The 16,182-nt window shown below is 61.7% G+C and carries 16 protein-coding genes; 8 read left to right on the top strand and 8 right to left on the bottom strand.

The window, feature by feature from the left end; all coding sequences use genetic code 11:
- Nucleotides 1-42: 42 nt before the first annotated feature.
- Both hslU and hslV read right to left on the bottom strand, forming a co-directional pair.
- Nucleotides 43-1,356 carry an ATP-dependent protease ATPase subunit HslU gene (hslU, locus tag BKY27_RS09520; protein WP_071674242.1) on the bottom strand — a complete coding sequence of 438 codons (1,314 nt, stop codon included), beginning with the start codon at nucleotides 1,354-1,356 and terminating at the stop codon, nucleotides 43-45.
- 41 nt (nucleotides 1,357-1,397) lie between these two features.
- The gene (gene hslV / locus BKY27_RS09515) at nucleotides 1,398-1,955 is read right to left on the bottom strand and encodes an ATP-dependent protease subunit HslV (RefSeq protein WP_071674241.1); all 558 of its coding nucleotides are present in this window, start codon (nucleotides 1,953-1,955) and stop codon (nucleotides 1,398-1,400) included.
- Between the two features lie 148 nt (nucleotides 1,956-2,103).
- On the opposite strand from hslV, the gene BKY27_RS09510 reads away from it, so the two are divergent.
- Nucleotides 2,104-2,559 carry a c-type cytochrome gene (locus BKY27_RS09510; protein WP_084667918.1) on the top strand — a complete coding sequence of 152 codons (456 nt, stop codon included), beginning with the start codon at nucleotides 2,104-2,106 and terminating at the stop codon, nucleotides 2,557-2,559.
- A gap of 75 nt (nucleotides 2,560-2,634) precedes the next feature.
- On the opposite strand, the gene infB is transcribed toward BKY27_RS09510, so the two are convergent.
- From infB to rimP, 4 genes are read right to left on the bottom strand one after another with little or no spacing between them, the layout of a single operon-like run.
- Entirely contained in the window at nucleotides 2,635-5,133 is a 2,499-nt protein-coding gene (infB, locus tag BKY27_RS09505) for a translation initiation factor IF-2 (protein ID WP_071674240.1), read from the bottom strand.
- Complete coding sequence (locus tag BKY27_RS09500) at nucleotides 5,130-5,759, bottom strand: RNA-binding protein (protein ID WP_071674239.1); 630 nt, start codon at nucleotides 5,757-5,759, stop codon at nucleotides 5,130-5,132. Before BKY27_RS09500 ends, infB begins: the two co-directional genes overlap by 4 nt.
- 25 nt (nucleotides 5,760-5,784) lie before the next feature.
- A complete protein-coding gene (gene nusA, locus BKY27_RS09495) occupies nucleotides 5,785-7,413 on the bottom strand; it encodes a transcription termination factor NusA (RefSeq protein ID WP_071674238.1) in 1,629 nt (542 codons plus the stop codon).
- 3 nt (nucleotides 7,414-7,416) lie between these two features.
- Nucleotides 7,417-8,007: a ribosome maturation factor RimP gene (gene rimP, locus BKY27_RS09490; protein ID WP_071674237.1), complete on the bottom strand. Its 591-nt coding sequence runs from the start codon at nucleotides 8,005-8,007 to the stop codon at nucleotides 7,417-7,419.
- Between the two features lie 266 nt (nucleotides 8,008-8,273).
- Between rimP and BKY27_RS09485 the strand changes: the two genes are divergently transcribed.
- The 3 genes from BKY27_RS09485 (at nucleotide 8,274) to BKY27_RS09475 (ending at nucleotide 10,716) form a co-directional block, all read left to right on the top strand.
- Nucleotides 8,274-9,386 carry an S-(hydroxymethyl)glutathione dehydrogenase/class III alcohol dehydrogenase gene (locus BKY27_RS09485; RefSeq protein WP_071674236.1) on the top strand — a complete coding sequence of 371 codons (1,113 nt, stop codon included), beginning with the start codon at nucleotides 8,274-8,276 and terminating at the stop codon, nucleotides 9,384-9,386.
- A gap of 53 nt (nucleotides 9,387-9,439) precedes the next feature.
- Nucleotides 9,440-9,844, top strand: a complete 405-nt coding sequence (locus BKY27_RS09480; RefSeq protein ID WP_071674235.1) for a hypothetical protein — start codon at nucleotides 9,440-9,442, stop codon at nucleotides 9,842-9,844.
- Between the two features lie 164 nt (nucleotides 9,845-10,008).
- The gene (locus BKY27_RS09475; RefSeq protein ID WP_233491812.1) at nucleotides 10,009-10,716 is read left to right on the top strand and encodes an NYN domain-containing protein; all 708 of its coding nucleotides are present in this window, start codon (nucleotides 10,009-10,011) and stop codon (nucleotides 10,714-10,716) included.
- A 3-nt stretch (nucleotides 10,717-10,719) separates the two neighbouring features.
- Here BKY27_RS09475 and BKY27_RS09470 read toward each other — a convergent pair whose 3' ends face one another.
- Nucleotides 10,720-11,334 (bottom strand): TetR/AcrR family transcriptional regulator, encoded by a 615-nt coding sequence (locus BKY27_RS09470; protein WP_071674233.1) that lies wholly within the window; start codon nucleotides 11,332-11,334, stop codon nucleotides 10,720-10,722.
- A gap of 100 nt (nucleotides 11,335-11,434) precedes the next feature.
- Here BKY27_RS09470 and BKY27_RS09465 point away from each other — a divergent pair, with 100 nt between their 5' ends.
- The 4 genes from BKY27_RS09465 to BKY27_RS09450 all read left to right on the top strand — a co-directional run bounded on the left by BKY27_RS09465 (nucleotide 11,435) and on the right by BKY27_RS09450 (nucleotide 14,807).
- Complete coding sequence (locus tag BKY27_RS09465) at nucleotides 11,435-12,367, top strand: AEC family transporter (RefSeq protein ID WP_071674232.1); 933 nt, start codon at nucleotides 11,435-11,437, stop codon at nucleotides 12,365-12,367.
- A 66-nt stretch (nucleotides 12,368-12,433) separates the two neighbouring features.
- Complete coding sequence (gene fghA / locus BKY27_RS09460; protein WP_071674231.1) at nucleotides 12,434-13,273, top strand: S-formylglutathione hydrolase; 840 nt, start codon at nucleotides 12,434-12,436, stop codon at nucleotides 13,271-13,273.
- Nucleotides 13,270-13,893 carry an HAD family hydrolase gene (locus BKY27_RS09455; RefSeq protein WP_071674230.1) on the top strand — a complete coding sequence of 208 codons (624 nt, stop codon included), beginning with the start codon at nucleotides 13,270-13,272 and terminating at the stop codon, nucleotides 13,891-13,893. Before fghA ends, BKY27_RS09455 begins: the two co-directional genes overlap by 4 nt.
- Nucleotides 13,890-14,807: an ornithine cyclodeaminase family protein gene (locus BKY27_RS09450; RefSeq protein ID WP_071674229.1), complete on the top strand. Its 918-nt coding sequence runs from the start codon at nucleotides 13,890-13,892 to the stop codon at nucleotides 14,805-14,807. Before BKY27_RS09455 ends, BKY27_RS09450 begins: the two co-directional genes overlap by 4 nt.
- A 3-nt stretch (nucleotides 14,808-14,810) precedes the next feature.
- Here BKY27_RS09450 and BKY27_RS09445 read toward each other — a convergent pair whose 3' ends face one another.
- Nucleotides 14,811-16,055, bottom strand: coding sequence for an MFS transporter (locus tag BKY27_RS09445; protein ID WP_071674228.1), 1,245 nt, complete (start codon nucleotides 16,053-16,055; stop codon nucleotides 14,811-14,813).
- Between the last annotated feature and the right edge of the window lie 127 nt (nucleotides 16,056-16,182).

The following is a 16,182-nucleotide window of genomic DNA, read 5'->3' as shown; positions in this document are numbered from 1 at the left end:
CGCAGCACAGGGCACCAAAAAGGCGGGGACGGAATTCCCCGCCTATAGCACGTAGCGCCCCAGATCGGCAGAGCGCATCAGCTCGCCAAGGTTCTTTTCGACGAAATCGGCATTCACGACCACGGTATCGCCGGTCCGGTCCGGGGCGGTGAAGCTCAATTCTTCGAATACACGCTCCATGACCGTATAAAGACGCCGCGCACCGATGTTCTCAACGCTTTGGTTCACATCCGCCGCGATCTTGGCCAGAGCCGCGATGCCATCGTCGGTGAAGCTGACGGCGACCTCTTCGGTGGCCATCAGGGCGGTGTATTGCCGGGTCAGCGCATTGTCGGTTTCGGTCAGGATACGCACAAAATCTTCTTCGGTCAGCGCGCGCAGTTCCACCCGGATCGGCAGACGCCCTTGCAATTCAGGCAGCAGGTCCGATGGCTTGGCGATGTGGAACGCCCCCGACGCGATGAACAGGATATGGTCGGTCTTGACCGGGCCGTGCTTGGTGCTGACGGTCGTGCCCTCGATCAATGGCAGCAGGTCGCGTTGCACCCCCTCCCGCGATACATCCGCGCCACGCGCGTCCGACCGGGCCGAGACCTTGTCGATCTCGTCAATGAACACGATCCCGTTCTGTTCGACCGCGCGAACGGCCTCGCGGGCGACGGTTTCGGGATCGAGCAACTTGTCGGCCTCTTCGTCGATCAGGATCTCGTAACTGGCGGCGACGGTCATCTTGCGCTTGACGGTGCGCCCGCCGAAGGCCTTGCCGAAGATATCCCCAAGATTCATCATCCCGCCGCCCATGCCACCGGGTTGGCCGGGGATCTCGAACATGCCGCCCATCGGGCTGGAGCTTTCGGTCAGCTCAAGCTCGATCACCTTGTCGTCCAACTCGCCAGAACGCAGCTTCTTGCGAAACATCTCGCGCGTCTGGTCGCGGGCATCCGTGCCCGCCAAGGTCTCGATCACGCGGTCTTCCGCGGCTTGGTACGCGCTGGCCTTGACCTCTTCGCGCATGTGTTCGCGCACCATCACCTGCGCGGAATCCACCAGGTCGCGGATGATCTGTTCCACATCGCGGCCGACATAGCCCACTTCGGTGAACTTGGTTGCCTCTACCTTGATGAATGGCGCACGGGCGAGCTTCGCAAGGCGGCGGCTGATCTCGGTCTTGCCGACCCCGGTGGGCCCAATCATCAGGATGTTCTTGGGGTATACTTCATCGCGCAGGTCATCGCCCAGTTGCTTGCGCCGCCAGCGGTTGCGCAGAGCCACGGAAACGGCGCGCTTGGCGTCTTTCTGGCCGATGATGAAGCGGTCCAGCTCGGACACGATTTCGCGGGGGGTAAGGTCGGTCATTCCGGTCCTTTCGGGATGTGTATCCAAGGCGGTGGCGGCGATCAGGCCTTGATTCGCTCTACCGTCAGGTTGCCGTTGGTGTAGACGCAGATGTCAGAAGCGATGGACATGGCGCGGCGGGCGATGCCTTCGGCGTCCATGTCGCTGTCGATCAGCGCGCGGGCAGCAGCGAGGGCATAGTTCCCGCCCGATCCGATCGCCGCGATCCCGTATTCAGGCTCCAACACATCGCCCGCGCCGGTGATGACATAGAGGTCGCGGCCATCGGTGACGATCAGCATTGCCTCCAGCTTTTGCAGATACTTGTCAGTGCGCCAATCCTTGGCCAGTTCGACGCTGGCGCGCTGCAACTGGCCCGGTGTCGCCTCTAACTTGGCTTCCAGTCGTTCCAGCAGGGCAAAGGCATCGGCGGTCGACCCGGCGAAGCCTGCCACCACCTCGTATCCACCGGGGGCGATGCGGCGCACCTTGCGGGCGGTGCCCTTGATCACGGTTTGCCCAAGACTGACCTGTCCGTCGCCCGCCACGACGACCTCGTCGCCCTTGCGGATGCCGATGATGGTTGTGCCGTGCCAGCCGGGAAAGTCGGAATTGCTCATAGGGTCTCCTTGTTTCCTCGTATATGACCCCCGTGCGTGGCGCGAACAAGGGGGGCGCGGTCCCTGCGAAGACCGTGACAAATCGAGACACGAAATTTTTGCATGAGGCGCTATATTCCAATGCGACGCAATTAAAGGAGACGAGTCAATGATCCGCAAACTGACCTTTGCAACTGCGATCCTCGCAGCACCCATGGCCTTTGCTGACGGCCACGGCGACATGAGCGGCGATCCCGAGGCTGGCGCAGAGGCGTTCAACACCTGCATTACCTGCCACGTCGTCCGCAACCCCGCCGGTGAGGTTCTGGCGGGTCGGAACGGGCGCGTCGGGCCGAACCTCTATGGCCTGCCGGGCCGCACCGCCGGATCGGTCGAGGATTTCCGCTATTCGCCGCTTATGCAGGCCGCCCATGATGCCGAACTGGTCTGGACCGAAGAGCATTTCGTTTCCTATGTGCCGAACGCCTCGGCCTTCCTGACCGAGTTCACCGGCGAGCGTGGCCGCTCGACGATGACGCCGCAGCCGCGAATCAGTGAAGAGGATGCCGCGAATATCTACGCTTTCCTTGCCTCGCTGGTCGAGGAAGACACCGCGTCGGAATAATCGGGCGCGTCGATCCAGAAACAAAAAAGGCGCGTCCAACCGGGCGCGCCTTTTTCTTGATGGAGTCTCTGGCGATCAATCGAGCGAGCGCTCGACCTCTTCGCGTTCGAAGATCTCGATGACGTCGCCCTTGCGGATGTCGTCATAGTTCTCGAAGGCCATGCCGCATTCCTGACCGGACTGCACTTCCTTGACCTCGTCCTTGAAGCGTTTGAGCGTCTTAAGCGTGCCTTCGTGGATCACCACGTTGTCACGCAGCAGGCGCACCCCGGCCGACCGGCGGGCAATGCCTTCGGTCACCAGACAGCCTGCAACCGTGCCGACGCCGGACACGCGGAAGGTGTCCTTGATCTCGGCATAGCCAATAAAGTTCTCGCGCACTTCAGCAGACAGGAGGCCCGAGGCCGCCTTCTTCACGTCGTCCACAAGGTCGTAGATCACCGAGTAATAGCGGATCTCGACACCCTTCTGGTTCGCGGCGTTGCGTGCCGGTGCGTTGGCCCGGACGTTGAAGCCGATGACCGGCGCGCCCGACGCTTCGGCCAGGCCGATATCGGATTCGGTGATCGCGCCCACGCCGGAATGCAGCATCCGCACGCGCACCTCGTCGTTGCCGACCTTTTCCAATGCTTGCGCGATGGCTTCGGCAGACCCTTGCACGTCGGCCTTCACCAGAACCGGCAGTTCGGCCACGTTCTCGTCTGCCTTGGCCTTGGCCAAGAGCTGATCGAGCGTGGTCGCAGCCCCGGCAGCGGCCCGTTTTTCCTTGGCGGCATTTTCGCGGTATTCCGCGATTTCACGCGCCTGCGCTTCGGTGTCGACAACGTTCAACACGTCGCCCGCTTCGGGTGTGCCGTTGAGACCCAGAACCTCGACCGGAACCGAAGGACCGGCTTCTTTGACACGTTCGCCCTTGTCGTTGACCAACGCGCGGACCTTGCCCCACTGCTCGCCCACGACGAAGATATCGCCTTGCTTGAGCGTGCCGTTCTGAACCAGAACAGTGGCGACCGGACCCCGACCAACGTCGAGCTGCGCTTCGATCACGGCACCCTGTGCGGCGCGTTCGGGATTGGCCTTGAGTTCAAGGATCTCGGCTTGCAGCGCAATGGCTTCCAGCAATTCATCGAGGCCCTGCCCGGTATGGGCAGAGACTTCCACGTCCTGTACCTCGCCTGACATCGCTTCGACGACCACTTCGTGTTGCAGCAGTTCGGTGCGCACCTTCATTGGATCAGCGGCCGGTTTGTCGACCTTGTTGATCGCAACGATCATCGGAACACCCGCTGCCTTTGCGTGGTTGATGGCTTCGATGGTCTGCGGCATGACCGAATCATCGGCAGCCACCACCAGAACCACGATATCCGTGACCTGAGCGCCGCGCGCCCGCATCGACGTAAACGCGGCGTGGCCGGGCGTATCGAGGAAGGTCAGCAGCGAGCCACTGTCGGTATTCACCTGATAGGCGCCGATGTGCTGGGTGATGCCACCCGCCTCGCCTGCAACGACCTTGGCGTTCCGGATCGCATCCAGAAGCGAGGTCTTGCCGTGGTCGACGTGGCCCATGATGGTGATCACGGGGGCCCGCGATTGCAGGTCTTCGTCCTTGTCCTTGACGGTGTCGATCACCTGTTCCACGTCCGAATCCGACACCCGCACAAATCGGTGGCCGAATTCCTCGACGATCAGTTCGGCGGTTTCTTGGTCGACGGATTGGTTCTGCGTGACCATCATGCCCATTTTCATGAGCTCTTTGACCACGTCCGCAACACGCTCGGCCATGCGGTTCGCCAGTTCCGAGACCATGATGGCTTCGGGCACCTGCACGTCGCGCACGATCTTTTCGCGTTCCTGCTGACCACCCATGGCTTTCTGACGGGCGCGTTCCTGCTTGCGCTTCATCGCGGCCATCGACCGTTGCCGACCGCCTTCGCCACCGGCAAGCGCCTGGTTCACGGTCAGTTTGCCGGACCGGCGACCGTCGCGGTCACCCTTGTTGCGGGTGTTCTTGTCGTCGCGTTCCTTGTCCCGCTTCGCCGGGGTCGGCGCGCCGGTCTTGGTCGGCGTCGGCCGTGCCGCGCGCTCTTCTTTCGGAGCGTTCGGTTCGGCGGCGGGCGCGGCCGGGCGCGGTGCAGAAGTGCCGGCCTTTTCCGCCTTGCGACGCTCTTCCTCTTCGCGTTTGCGGCGCTCGTCTTCTTCTGCCTTGGCTTTCAGCGCGTCCTCGCGCTCACGCTCTTCGCGCTCCTTGGCTTCGATCTCGGCCTTGCGGCGGGCACGCTCTTCCTCGCGTTCGCGTTCCTCGCGCTCACGACGTTCCGCGTCTTCAGATTCTCGGGCCTTGGCGGCCTGTAGCGCTTTCAACCGGCGCTCCATTTCGGAGTCGGACACCCCGGAAGGCCGCTTGGGACCATCGGACCCTGCGCCGGACGCGCCGGGCTTGGGCACCACAACGCGCTTGCGTTTGGTTTCCACGACCACGCTTTTTGTCCGCCCGCGAGAGAAGCTCTGGTTCACGCGGCCCGACCGGGCGCCGCCAGAAAGTCCGAGGGGTTTTTTACCGTCTTGATCGCTCATACGTCTTTCGTATCCTTCCCGGCGAGATATTCGCCGTATGTGCCGCGCAGGCCTCGCAGCTTCGAGGCCTCCTCTACAACACGTCGCTCGAGTCCGCCAGTCGCAAGCGCGCCATGTATCACACGTTGGCGCCCGAATGCCAAACCCAATTCATCGGCCGTCAAACAGCCGAAAAACCGGCCACCTTCCGGCGTCCAAAGTTTCGTTTTTCCCCGCTCAGAACCGTCGATGGCCTGAAACAGGACACGCGCCCGACCCTCTGCGAGCCAGGTCTTGACCTTTTCGAACCCGGCCACGGCCACACCCGACTTTCGGGCCAGCGCGATCAGGTCCACAACATGCCGTGACAGCACGGTATCGACCTGCGTGATGAGGTCGTCCGGCACCGTCACTTTCTTTTTCGCACCACGGCTGAAAAGCGATTTCTTCACAGCGAGGTCCAACGCCGCCCGTTCCGCCGAAACCCAGATGCCCCGGCCGGGCAGCTTTTCAAGGATGTCGGGCACGACAATATCGCCCGGCCCGACAACAAAGCGGATCAACCCGGCCTTGGGCTGGGTTTCTCCGGTGGCGATGCACCGCCGTTCGGCGTCATCGCGCGATTTCATTTGGCCGCCCCGCGTCATCGACCAGACCCTCCGCGACCTGCGCTCAGGACCCGGCCTCCTCTTCGGCGGGCTCTGCGTCGTCTTCTGCGGCGGCGGCAGCGGCGGCGTCTGCTTCAAGCTCTTCGATGGTGACCCAACCCAGTTGCAGACGGGCGGTCATCACCATGTTCTGGGCTTCTTCGAGGCTGACTTCGAATTTTTCCAGCAGGCCATCGTCCTTGACGCGCTGGCCGTCGACCGTGGTCCAGCCCCCGGCCAGTTCCCAGTCGGCGCAAGTGGCGAAGTCGTCCAGCGTCTTGATGCCGTCTTCCCCCAATGCTTCCAGCATTTGGGGAGTCAGACCTTCAAAATCAATAAGGCTCTGCTCGACACCCAGTTCCTTGGCGCGTTCCAGGGCCTTCTTGTTCTGTTCTTCGAGGTAGTCGCGGGCACGGGCCTGAAGTTCGTTGGCGGTGTCTTCGTCCACACCGTCAATGACCAGCAGTTCGTCCAGTTCGACATAGGCCACTTCCTCCAGCGAGGTGAAGCCTTCGGAGACCAGAAGCTGGGCGAAGAATTCGTCGAGATCGAGCGTATCCATGAAGATCTGGGTCCGCTCGGCGAATTCGGCCTGACGGCGGGCGCTTTCTTCTTCCTCGGTCAGAATGTCGATGTCGAGGCCAGTCAACTGCGAGGCGAGGCGCACGTTCTGACCACGGCGACCGATCGCCAGCGACAGTTGTTCATCCGGCACGACCACTTCGATCTTGCCGGCGTCTTCATCGAGCACGACCTTGGACACTTCCGCAGGTTGCAGCGCGTTCACAAGGAACGTCGGTTGATCGTCGTTCCAAGGAATGATGTCGATCTTTTCGCCCTGCAACTCGTTCACGACGGCCTGAACGCGGCTGCCGCGCATACCGACGCAGGCACCGACCGGGTCGATCGAGTTGTCATAGGAAATGACGGCAATCTTGGCGCGCGAACCGGGGTCACGGGCGACGGCCTTGATCTCGATGATGCCGTCATAGATTTCCGGCACTTCCATCTTGAACAGCTCGGCCATGAATTCCGGCGCGGTGCGGCTGAGGAAGATCTGCGGTCCGCGCGGTTCGCGGCGCACGTCCTTGATGTAGACGCGGATCCGGTCATTGGGGCGATAGCTTTCGCGGCCGATCTTCTCGTTCCGGCGCAGAACCGCTTCGCCACGACCGATATCGACGATGACGTTGCCGTATTCCTCGCGCTTGACCAGACCGTTGATGATGGTGCCCTTGCGATCCTTGAACTCTTCGAACTGGCGGTCGCGCTCGGCTTCACGGACCTTTTGCAGGATGACCTGCTTGGCCGATTGCGCGGCGATCCGGCCCATGTCAACCGGCGGCACTTCGTCGATGATCTCGTCGCCGATCTCGGCGTCTTCCTTGAACGCGCGGGCGTCGCGGAGGGTCAGGTCTGTAAAGTGGTTCTCGACCTCTTCGACCACGGTGCGGACACGGGTGAAGGTGGCCTTGCCGGTCTTGCGGTCGATATGGACGCGAATATCAAGCTCGGAGCCGTAGCGCGATTTGGCGGCGCGGGCGAGCGACTCTTCCATCGCCTCGATGACCAGACCGGGGTCGATCATCTTTTCGCGGGCCACGGCCTCGGCGGTTTGCAAAAGCTCCAGCTGGTTTGCACTGGTGATTGCCATGGGTCAGTCCTCCGCCTTTCCAGGCTCTTCGGTTTCTATCTCGTCGAATTGGGTTTCGTCGATGGTGCCGGCGGCCTTGCGTTGGCGCAGCATTTCGGTGATCAGTTCATCGGTCAGGACCAGTTTCGCATCGCTCAACCAGTCGAATTCAAGCCCGAGGGTCACGTCCTGACCGTCCTGGTCGGGCAGGTTGATCAGCACCTCGCTGCCCTCGATCCCCGCCAGCACACCCTTGAAGCGGCGGCGACCGTCGATCAGGTCGTCGGTTTCCAGCTTGGCCTCGTAGCCCTGCCACGTGTCAAAATCCTTCAGCCGGGTCAAAGGCCGGTCGATTCCGGGGGACGAGACTTCGAGGGTGTAGTTGTCCTCGATCGGGTCTTCAACGTCGAGGATGGCGCTGACGGCGGTCGAGATGTCGGCGCAATTGTCCACTTCTATCCCGCCCTCGGGCCGTTCGGCCATGATCTGCAACGTCTTGGTCTTGCCGCTCATCAGGCGGACGCGCACCAGCTCGAATCCCATTCCCTCGATCACGGGGGTGATGATTTCGGCCATTCGCTGGTCCATCGCGGTTTTGGCAATCAGGTCTGACATGTTTCCAAACACAAAAAAACGGGCGCGCGGCCCGTCGATATTTCCCGGTGGAACGTTCGGTCAGAGACCGGCGCGCCGCTGTTGACAGGGCATATAGGAGGATTCCGCAGGGAACGCAAGGGATGGCGGCACCCTGCGGTCGTACCCGGTGAAATACGGCCTTGGCACAGCGCAAAAAGATACCCAAGCGCAGGCTATCTGCATTGAAACCGCCGCCACTTTGGCACAGGCTTTGGACCAACGCAAAATCGAAGAGAGGAATTTGCATGCGCACCCGTGCCGCCGTCGCCCTAGAGGCCGGAAAACCGTTGGAAGTGATGGAGGTCAACCTTGAAGGCCCGAAAGAGGGCGAAGTGTTGGTCGAGATCAAGGCCACGGGCATTTGCCACACCGACGAATTCACCCTGTCCGGTGCCGATCCCGAAGGGCTGTTTCCCGCCATCCTTGGCCATGAAGGCGCGGGCGTGGTGGTCGAGGTGGGCCCCGGCGTGACGTCTCTCAAGCCCGGCGATCATGTCATCCCGCTTTACACGCCGGAATGCCGGGAATGTGAATATTGCCTTTCTGGCAAGACCAACCTGTGTCAGGCGATCCGCGCCACGCAGGGCCAGGGCCTTATGCCCGACGGCACCACCCGGTTCTCGATGCTCGATGGCACCCCCATCCTGCACTACATGGGCTGCTCGACCTTCGCCAACCACACCGTCCTGCCGGAAATTGCGCTGGCAAAAGTGCGCGAGGATGCACCTTTCGACAAGATTTGCTACATCGGCTGTGGTGTGACCACGGGCATCGGCGCGGTCATCAACACCGCCAAGGTCGAAATCGGCGCCACTGGTATCGTCTTTGGTCTGGGGGGTATCGGTCTCAACGTCATTCAGGGTCTGCGGCTGGCGGGCGCTGACAGGATCGTCGGCGTTGACCTGAACAACGACAAGAAGCCGATGGCCGAACGGTTCGGCATGACCGACTTCGTGAACCCCTCGGAAATCGAGGGTGATCTGGTGGCCCATCTGGTCGAGCTGACCGGCGGCGGAGGGGACTATACCTTTGATGCCACCGGAAATGTGCAGGTGATGCGCGCGGCACTGGAATCGGCCCACAAGGGCTGGGGTGAAAGCGTGATCATCGGCGTGGCACCCGCTGGCGCCGAGATTTCGACCCGTCCGTTCCAACTGGTCACTGGTCGCGTCTGGCGTGGCACGGCCTTTGGCGGTGCGCGTGGCCGGACCGATGTGCCGAAAATCGTGGACTGGTACATGCAGGGCAAGATCGAGATCGACCCGATGATCACCCACACTCTGTCGCTCGACGACATAAATAAGGGCTTCGACTTGATGCATGCCGGCGAATCGATCCGCTCGGTCGTGGTATACTGATCCCGAGGCCGACCCCTGAGTCGGGGTCGGCCCGTTTTGGTCAGGAGGATTTCATGAAGCTCACGTCTTTTCTCGCCGCATCCGCCCTTTTCATGGGTGCAACCGTGGCCAGCGCCGAAGGCTGGACCGTGAATGACCTAGGGTCTGTCGATGAGCGGGCCGAATGTATGCGTCTGGCCGAGGCCACTGTTGATGCCTATCGCGCGACCTATGGCGGGGACGGATTCACCGGGCGCAGCGAATGGACGATTGGCGGCTACGACCTGCGGGGGGATGTCGTCGATGCGCTATTCATTTGCCCGATCGAGGCCGGCCTGGTGGCCCCGTTCCTGGTTGTTTACAACAGCGACTCTGACAACGACGCCCGCGAGACCGTGGCCGATCGGTTGACGAACCTCTGGGATCAACAAGTGCCTCGCAGCGGCACCGGGTTTCCGAACCCCGGCGGCAACAAGTAACCGGATGCCTCACGGGTGATCCGTCAGGCGGTTTCAAGCGGCAAGATCGCGTTCAACGGCAATTTCACGGTCGAAGAGATGGCCGACCTCGTGCATACCATCTCTCGACAGATGCCGTGCGCCTGCGCATGACGCGAGATCGCGCAGAAACAAGGAGCCCCCTCGTGGCCGAAACAACAACCCCGCTGCTGGCCGTCCTCGTGGACGCCGACAACACGTCGCCCAAGCACACCAAGGCGATTTTCGATGAAATCGCCCGCTTTGGAGAGGCCAGCGTGCGCCGCATTTACGGGGACTTCTCGTCGCAGCAGATGGCGGGATGGAACCGGGTGCAGGCAGAGCACGGGCTGGTTCCCTTCCATCAGCCCGCCAATACCGTGGGCAAGAATGCCAGCGACATCGCGCTGGTGATCGACGCGATGGACCTGCTGCACACCGCCCGCTTTGACGGTTTTGTTCTGGTCAGTTCCGACAGCGATTTCACCCGGCTCGCCAGCCGTATCCGGGAACAGGGCCTCGATGTCTATGGCATCGGCCAGAAGAAAACGCCCGAAGCCTTCCGTAAAGCCTGCAAGCGGTTCATCTTCATCGAGAATATCGAGCAGGAAGATGACAAGACGCAGCGTGCGGATACCTCGATGCGCAAGATCAACGAGGCCCGCGACCTGATCTATCACGCCATGGATGGCATTGATCAGGACAGCGAATGGTTCAACCTTGGCACGCTCGGCCAGCAGATCGTGGCGGCGCATCCGGATTTTGATACTCGCAGTTACGGCAAGAAAAAGCTTTCGGATCTGGTCAAGGAAATCAGGACGCTGGAAACCAAGCGTGCCGAGGGAAATCAACTGTTCGTGCGGCGAATCGACTGACGCCTAGCGGCGATAGCGGGCAAGGAACATCTTGACGGTTTCCCGCGCGATACGCTCGATGGCCTCATCCGAGACATCGGTTTCGACGTTGAGGATCTTGCGCAGCAACATGTCCGCGCGGCAAAGCTGAAGAAACTGGTCCGCGGCAAGGTAAGGGTCGTCGATGGTCAGGTCTTGCTGCACCTTTTCGCTGGCGAAATAGCTTGCGATCTGATCCAGCGCCTGTTGTGGCCCGCTCTCGTAAAACGCGCGGCCAAGGTCGGGAAACCGGGCCGATTCGGCGACGCAGACCCGGAACACCTGCACCGAGAAATCGGACATCAGGTAGCCAAGGAAAGACCGCGCAATGGAATACAGCGCCTCGGGCACGGGCTGTTGCAGGATCTCGATCCCCATGGCCTCGTCCGATTGCTGCATGCATTGCGATGTCAGAACGGCCATGAACAGGGCCTGTTTGTCCGGGAAATAGCTGTAGAGCGTTGCCTTGGACACGCCCGCATCCCGCGCAATCTGGTCAACGCTAGCCCCTTCGAAGCCCTCTTTCAGAAAGACCTCGCGCGCCCCGGCGACCACCTGATCGTACTTGCGTCCCTTTTTGAGCGGCGCGTTGATATTCATCGGTGTCCTCCTGCCCAGATCATGAATAAACCGACCAGTTCAGTTCATCAAGCGATGCCCGCGCTGGACAGTCTGCGGGACTTGTCCTAGCGAAGACGACATGATCGAGATTTTTCTGAAGACGTTGCCGTTTTTTGCGTTGATCGGATTGGGCTTCCAGTCGGGGCGCACGGGTTTTTTCTCGGGCGAGGCGACGGCCTACCTGACCAAGTTTGTCTTTTATTTCGCCCTGTCAGCCATGTTGTTCCGGTTCTCGGCCAACCTTTCATTGTCCGAAATCTTCGATTGGTGGTTCGTCGCGGCCTATCTGCTTGGTTGCACCGTGGTCTATCTGTTGGCGACCTTTGTGGCGTTCCTGCGCGGGGTCAGCGTGGCCGAAGCGGCGGTCGAGGCGCAATGCGCGGTGATCGGCAATACCGGGTTTCTCGGGGTGCCGATGCTTGTGGTGCTGATGGGGCCCGAGGCGGCGGGCCCGGTGCTGATGGTATTGGCCATCGACCTGATCGTGTTTTCCAGCCTGATCACCATTCTCATTACCGGGTCGCGTGATGGGCAGATGTCAATCGGCGTTTTGCGCACCATCGGCGGCGGGCTGCTGCGCAACCCGATGATCGTGTCGATTGGTCTGGGTCTGCTGGTCTCGGGCCTTGCCCTGCCGATCCCCGATGTCGTGAATGAATTTCTCGCGCTGCTTGGCAACGCCGCCACCCCCGGCGCGCTTTTTGCCATCGGGGCATCGCTGGCGGGGAAATCGGCCGAACGCCTTTCGGTTGCGGGCTGGCTGAGCTTTTGCAAGCTGGTGCTGCACCCTGCTGCTGTCGCGGTTGCGGCCCTGTTGATCTTCCCGGTGCCCCTGTTCGACGCGGCGGTGATGATTTCGGCGGCCTCGCTGCCCGTGGCGGGCAACGTCTATATGTTGGCGCAACATTACGGCGTCGCTCCGCAGCGGGTGTCCGCCGCGATCCTGATTTCGACCGCCGTGTCGATCCTGACCGTGTCGCTTGTCATCGCATGGGTAACGCCGCTGCTCTGAAAGCTTGCCGCCCCGGAATGCCCGCGTTACCCCTTGGGCGGTCAATCAGAACAAGGATCAGATCCGATGGAAACGATTTCCGAGAACCGCTGTTTCGGGGGCACCCAAGGGGTTTATTCCCACGCCTCGGACGCGACCGGCACCGACATGACCTTCGGGCTGTTCCTGCCCGCCGAGGCCGAGGATGGGCCGGTTCCCGTCCTTTGGTATCTTTCGGGCCTGACCTGCACCCATGAAAACGCGATGGGGAAGGCGGGTGCGCAACTTTGGGCCGCCGAGCAGGGCATTGCGCTGGTCTTTCCCGACACCAGCCCGCGCGGGGCCGGTGTGCCGAATGACGAGGCCTATGATCTGGGGCAGGGGGCCGGTTTTTACGTGAACGCCACGCAAGACCCGTGGGCCGAGCATTTCCAGATGTGGGACTACATCGCAGAAGACCTGCCAGCCCAACTGTTCAAACGCTTTGCACTGGACCCCGAGCGGCAGGGCATCACCGGCCATTCCATGGGCGGCCACGGCGCGCTGACCATCGCCATGAACTTCCCCGACCGGTTTGCCAGCGTTTCGGCTTTCGCGCCGATCTGCAACCCGATGGAAAGCGATTGGGGCCAGAAGCAGCTAACGGCCTATCTGGGTGAAAATACCGCGCTATGGGAGCCGCATGACGCCACCATGCTGATGCGCGAAACCGGGTTTCCCGGCCCGATCCTGATCGACACCGGCACCGCCGATCAATTCGGCGATCTGTTGGGAACCGAGGCTCTGGCCGGGGCCATCGCCGCCCGCCGTCAGCCTGCCACGCTGCGGATGCAGCCGGGGTACGATCACTCGTATTTCTTCGTTTCCACTTTCATGGAAGATCACGTCAGCTTCCATGCCGAGGCGCTCTACGGTGTCAGTGCATGACCATCGAGGCAGTTGTTTTCGACATTGGCCGGGTTCTGATCAACTGGGATCCGGTCGCGTTTTACGACCGCGAGATCGGAGAGGACCGGCGGCGAGAGTTGTTCGCCTCTGTCGACCTCGACGCAATGAACGCGCGGCTGGATATGGGGGACGGCTTCCAAGAGGTCATTTACCCGTTTGCAGACGAAAACCCCCGGTTTAGAGACGAAATTCGCCTCTGGCATGATCGCTGGATAGAGATGGCCCGCCCCGCGATTCCGCACAGCGTGCACCTGCTGCGCGCCCTGCGTGCCAAGGGTATTCCAATCTTCGCCCTGTCCAATTTCGGTGTCGAAACCTACGAAATCGCGCAAGGAGAGTATGATTTCCTGACCGAGTTTGACCGCGAATTCATTTCGGGCCAACGTCGCCTGGCCAAGCCGGACCCTGCGTTTTATGCCGTGTTAGAGACTGAATCGGGCCTGTCCCCGCAGGCGCTGTTCTTCACCGACGATCGGCCCGAAAACATCGCCACCGCGCTGGATCGCGGCTGGCATGGACATCTGTTCGAGGGTCCGCAAGGGTTGGCGGATCAACTTGTTGCCCACGGCCTGCTGACACAAGAGGAGTCCACCCCATGACGTTCGAGATCATCGGCAAGGAGGCCGAAGCACAACTGAACTGGCTCGACCTGATCGAGTCCTTCCGCGCCGGTCACCGCCTGCCCAAGGCCGAGATCGGCGATACATTCCTGTATCGCGGCAAGGACACGTTGCTGTCGCGCGCGGCCTGGATCGACGGGATGGGATCGCTGGTGAAAACCGCCAATGTCTTTCCCGGCAACCCTGACAAGGGCGTCGCGATGATCCAGGGGGCGGTGAACCTTTATGACGATGGAGACGGCTCGCTCGCCGCGCTTGTGGATTTCCATCTCGTGACGAAGTGGAAGACGGCAGGGGACAGCCTGCTCGGCGCCGCGCAACTGGCGCGCAAGGACAGCGACGTGATCCTGATCGTCGGCGCGGGCACCGTGGGCCATTCGCTGCGGCAGGCCTATGGCGCGCTCTTCCCCGACGCGCGGTTCCTTGTGTGGAACCGGACCGTGGCGAAGGCCGAGGCGTTTGCAGCAGACTACCCCAACACCAGCGCCGCGCCCGATCTGGCCGAGGCCGTGGGGCAGGCCGATATCGTCACCTCTGCCACCATGTCCACGGAACCGCTGCTCAAGGGCGAATGGTTACGTCCCGGTCAGCATATTGACGTGATCGGTGCCTACCGCCCCGACATGCGCGAAGTCGATGACGAGGTGTTGCGCCGTGCCTCGGTCCATGTCGACAGCCGCGCCACCACCATTGGCCATATTGGCGAGATCCAGATCCCACTTGATCGGGGCGTGATCACCGAGGCCGATATCGTGTCGGATTTTTATGACCTCGCCGCCGGGAAAATGACCCGCCAGGACGACGCGGAAATCACCTTCTTCAAGAACGGCGGCGGCGCGCATCTGGATCTGATGACCAGCCGTTACATCCTGTCTGCGTGGCAGGGCCGGTAACGATCACGCCGGGGCCCCTCGGGTATTGAGGGGCCTTTCGGTGATCGGCAAGTGAACCACGGCGGACAGTGCCCCCACGCCGACGCCAATCCACCAGACGGCGGTGTAATTGCCGTATAGGTCATACATCCACCCCCCAAGCAACACGCCGAGGAAGCCGCCCAACTGGTGGCTGAAGAAGACGATCCCGTAAAGCGTGCCCATGTAGCGCAAGCCGTAGAGATAGGCCAAGAGCCCGCTGGTCAGCGGCACGGTGGCCAGCCAGAGCGACCCCATGACGATGGAAAACACGATAACGGTCGTGGGCGTGATCGGCATCAGGATGAACATCGAGGCGGTGATCGTCCGGCCCGTATAAATCAGCGCCAGCAGGTATTTCTTGGGAAACCGCGTGCCAAGCCAACCGGCTAGAACGGTCCCCCCCACATTGGCCAAACCGATCAGCGCAATGGACACGGCCCCAAGCGCCGAGGTCGAGGTAATGCCGATATTGTGCAGCATCGAGCCGGGCACGATGGCCCCGCACATCTCGGTCACCAGCGCCGGGAAATGCGCGGTGATGAAGGCCAATTGATAGCCGCAGGAAAAGAACCCGACAAAGATCAGCGTGAACGATGGGTCGCGGAATGCCTTGCGCAGGATCTGACCCATGCTTTCCTCGATCTCTGCCTTGCTGGCCATTTCCGGGGCCCGCAGCATCGGCAGCACAAGAAGCGTGGCGAGGATGACGACCGCGAAAATCAGGAAGACGCTCTGCCATGTCATTTGCGTCAGCAGGTATTCGGCAAACGGCGCACCCACGATCTGCCCGGCCGAGCCAGCGGCAGTGGCGATGCCAAGCGACAGCGACCGGTTTTCATCGGAACTGGCGCGGCCCACGATGGCAAGGATCACGCCAAAGCCGGTGCCCGCGATGCCGAACCCCACCAGCATTTCCAGCGCCTGATGCTGGATCGGCAGGGTGGCCCCCGCCGACAGAACCAGCCCTAGGGCATAAAGCACCGCCCCCATGATGATGGCCTTGCGATCCCCGAATTTCTCGGCAATCGCGCCAAAGATCGGCTGGCCGATGCCCCAGGCAAGGTTCTGGATGGCAATCGCAAGGCTGAACTCTGCCCGCGGCCAGCCGAATTCTTCGGCAATCGGGATCTGGAACACGCCGAAACTCGCCCGGATGGCAAAGCTCAGCAAGATGATCAGGCACCCGCCGATCAGGACGGGCGTGAAAACGGGGCTGCGGTCGGGCATCGGCGTCGGTCCTGTTGTCGCGTGCGGTGACAATCGGTCAGGGTTTCTGTCCTGTCAAATGCCAAAGCGTGATGGCAGTCATCAATTTCCTATGGCACCGCGCGGGGGCTTCGGGCTAGGTCGGGGC

The sequence above is a fragment of the Nioella nitratireducens genome (genome assembly GCF_001879715.1).
Taxonomy (GTDB): Bacteria; Pseudomonadota; Alphaproteobacteria; order Rhodobacterales; family Rhodobacteraceae; genus Nioella; species Nioella nitratireducens.
Note: the sequence above shows the minus strand (reverse complement) of the source record. Positions and strands in the feature narration are given on the sequence as shown.

Bases quoted from the DNA above. Each gene is read 5' to 3' on its own strand.
- hslU (WP_071674242.1), bottom strand. From the start codon at position 1,356: ATGACCGACCTTACCCCCCGCGAAATCGTGTCCGAGCTGGACCGCTTC.
- hslV (WP_071674241.1), bottom strand. From the start codon at position 1,955: ATGAGCAATTCCGACTTTCCCGGCTGGCACGGCACAACCATCATCGGC.
- BKY27_RS09510 (WP_084667918.1), top strand. From the start codon at position 2,104: ATGATCCGCAAACTGACCTTTGCAACTGCGATCCTCGCAGCACCCATG.
- infB (WP_071674240.1), bottom strand. From the start codon at position 5,133: ATGAGCGATCAAGACGGTAAAAAACCCCTCGGACTTTCTGGCGGCGCC.
- BKY27_RS09500 (WP_071674239.1), bottom strand. From the start codon at position 5,759: ATGACGCGGGGCGGCCAAATGAAATCGCGCGATGACGCCGAACGGCGG.
- nusA (WP_071674238.1), bottom strand. From the start codon at position 7,413: ATGGCAATCACCAGTGCAAACCAGCTGGAGCTTTTGCAAACCGCCGAG.
- rimP (WP_071674237.1), bottom strand. From the start codon at position 8,007: ATGTCAGACCTGATTGCCAAAACCGCGATGGACCAGCGAATGGCCGAA.
- BKY27_RS09485 (WP_071674236.1), top strand. From the start codon at position 8,274: ATGCGCACCCGTGCCGCCGTCGCCCTAGAGGCCGGAAAACCGTTGGAA.
- BKY27_RS09480 (WP_071674235.1), top strand. From the start codon at position 9,440: ATGAAGCTCACGTCTTTTCTCGCCGCATCCGCCCTTTTCATGGGTGCA.
- BKY27_RS09470 (WP_071674233.1), bottom strand. From the start codon at position 11,334: ATGAATATCAACGCGCCGCTCAAAAAGGGACGCAAGTACGATCAGGTG.
- BKY27_RS09465 (WP_071674232.1), top strand. From the start codon at position 11,435: ATGATCGAGATTTTTCTGAAGACGTTGCCGTTTTTTGCGTTGATCGGA.
- fghA (WP_071674231.1), top strand. From the start codon at position 12,434: ATGGAAACGATTTCCGAGAACCGCTGTTTCGGGGGCACCCAAGGGGTT.
- BKY27_RS09455 (WP_071674230.1), top strand. From the start codon at position 13,270: ATGACCATCGAGGCAGTTGTTTTCGACATTGGCCGGGTTCTGATCAAC.
- BKY27_RS09450 (WP_071674229.1), top strand. From the start codon at position 13,890: ATGACGTTCGAGATCATCGGCAAGGAGGCCGAAGCACAACTGAACTGG.
- BKY27_RS09445 (WP_071674228.1), bottom strand. From the start codon at position 16,055: ATGCCCGACCGCAGCCCCGTTTTCACGCCCGTCCTGATCGGCGGGTGC.